1 protein-coding gene is annotated in these 788 nt (G+C 71.6%); it reads right to left on the bottom strand.

Features of this window, described 5'->3' with window-relative positions:
• A partial coding sequence (trbB, locus tag AX724_RS09285) for a P-type conjugative transfer ATPase TrbB (RefSeq protein WP_066765620.1) occupies window positions 1-788 on the bottom strand: 788 nt, incomplete at both ends.

The raw sequence follows: 788 nt of genomic DNA, 5'->3' as shown, positions 1-788 counted from the left end.
GCGATCAGGTCGATGGTCTCGGCCAGCAGCGCGCGCGGGACCGTGACGACGGCCTGCTGAATAAGCTGCTCCATGCGGCGCAGCGCCCCGAGGGCGGTTCCGGCGTGGATCGTGCCGATGCCGCCGGGGTGTCCCGTCCCCCAGGCTTTGAGGAGATCCAGCGCCTCGGCCCCGCGCACCTCACCGATGGGAATGCGATCGGGGCGCAGGCGCAGCGAGGAACGGACAAGATCGGATAGCGAGACGACGCCATCCTTGGTCCGCATGGCGACAAGGTTGGGCGCGGCGCATTGCAGCTCGCGCGTGTCCTCGATCAGGACGATGCGGTCGGCGGTCTTCGCCACCTCGGCCAGCAGCGCATTGACCAGCGTGGTCTTCCCGCTGCCGGTGCCGCCCGCCACGAGGATGTTGGCGCGAGCGGCGACGCCATCGCGGCATGCCGCCGCCTCGGCCGCCGACATGATCCCGGCGGCCGCATAGTCGTCGAGCGTGAACACCGCGACGGCGGGCTTGCGGATGGCGAAAGCCGGGGCCGCGACGACGGGGGGCAGCAACCCCTCGAACCGCTCGCCGCCTTCGGGCAGTTCGGCCGAGACGCGCGGGGACCGGGCGTGGACCTCGACGCCGACATGATGCGCGACCAGGCGGACGATGCGCTCGCCGTCAGCGGCGGCCAGCGTCATGCCGGTGTCGCTGATGCCCTCGCCGAGCCGGTCGACCCACAGCCGTCCGTCCGGGTTCAGCATCACCTCGATCACGGCGGCATCGTCGAGCCAGGCCGCGATCGA

The organism is Sphingobium sp. CCH11-B1 (genome assembly GCF_001556865.1).
Taxonomy (GTDB): domain Bacteria; phylum Pseudomonadota; class Alphaproteobacteria; order Sphingomonadales; family Sphingomonadaceae; genus Sphingobium.
This window is presented reverse-complemented; position numbering and strand designations above follow the sequence as displayed.